Origin of the sequence: Mesorhizobium sp. M0047 (assembly GCF_040323315.1) — a bacterium.
Taxonomy (GTDB): domain Bacteria; phylum Pseudomonadota; class Alphaproteobacteria; order Rhizobiales; family Rhizobiaceae; genus Mesorhizobium.
Genome location: NZ_JAMYUW010000102.1, coordinates 1 through 1,299, shown reverse-complemented (window position 1 = coordinate 1,299; position 1,299 = coordinate 1). Strand labels below are relative to the sequence as shown.

Annotated in this window: 1 protein-coding gene; it reads left to right on the top strand. The window is 60.5% G+C overall.

The annotated features are described in order from the left end of the window. Nucleotides 1-115: 115 nt before the first annotated feature. Complete coding sequence (locus NKJ89_RS35545; protein ID WP_352609066.1) at nt 116-1,279, top strand: IS4 family transposase; 1,164 nt, start codon at nt 116-118, stop codon at nt 1,277-1,279. The last annotated feature ends 20 nt before the right edge of the window (nt 1,280-1,299 follow it).

Here is a 1,299-nt window from a genome sequence, read left to right as displayed (position 1 = left end):
GCAGGGCTGTCCGGGGAAAGTTTTGAGTGAATCGAAATGCCGCATGTGCATGCCCCGTAAAACGGGGTTTGTCCGTCTTCTCTCTGGTTGTCGAGACTCAGAAAAGGAACGGGGCATGCGCTTTGCACCTAGCATCTTCGGGCAGCTTCTTGAAGCCATGGATCGCCGTCAATTCCAAGCCATTGTGGATCGTCACGACGGCGATGCCTACGACAAATCGTTCAGGAGTTGGGATCATCTGGTGGTGTTGATCTATGCTCAGTTCTGCGGCAGCGACAGCCTGCGTGGCCTGGAAGCCGGTTGGAATGCCAACAGCCAGCATCATTACCACCTGGGCAGCGGTCCGCTGATGCGTTCGACCTTGTCGGATGCCAACAGACGGCGCCCGGTCGCCATTTTTGCCGAGGCCTTCAGCCTGGTGGCGGGCCTGCTCGACCGGCAGACGCGGCAAGAGGGTAAAGAAATGCTGCGGCTGATCGATTCGACCCCCATTCCGCTCGGCAAGCTGTGCGAGTGGGCCAAGTCGAACGGACGCATCCGCGGCATGAAGGTCCATGTCGTCTATGACCCGAAGGCCGACCATCCGCGCGTCCTCGACATCACCGACGCCAACGTCAACGACGCCCAGATCGGCCGCCGGATCACCATCGAGCCCGCGGCGACCTATGTGTTCGACAAGGGCTATTGCCACTATGGCTGGTGGACGGCGATCGCCGAGGCCGGGTCGGTCTTCGTAACGCGGCCCAAGACCAACATGGGGCTGGCGCAGCTGTGCAACCGCCCCGTGGCCGAGCCGCAGGGCGACGGCTTCCTGGTCCTGGAAGACAGTGAGGTGAACCTGGTCAGCAAGGGCGCTTGCAAGCTGCCGATACGCCTGCGGCGCCTGCGCATCCAACGCCAGGAAGGCGACACCATCATGCTTTTGAGCAACGACATGGAGCGCTCCGCAGTCGAGATCGGGCAGCTCTACAAAGGCCGCTGGCAAATCGAGCTTCTGTTCCGCTGGATCAAGCAGCACCTCAAGATCGGCAAGTTCCTGGGCAACAACGGCAATGCAATCCGCCTGCAGCTCTTCGCGGCAATGATCGCCTATGCACTGCTGCGCATCGTCGCGCGCGCCCGAGGTGTCGCCATTCCAATCCTGCGGTTCACAGAGCTGGTCGCCCAATACTTGTTCGGGCGGCGAAAAATAAACGCCATCGATAAGCCGCCGCCGGTCAATCCGAGCCGACCAAGAGACCGATCCTCCCTCAATCAGATGGCCTTCATATATGAATAACTTTCCCCGGACAGTCCTGC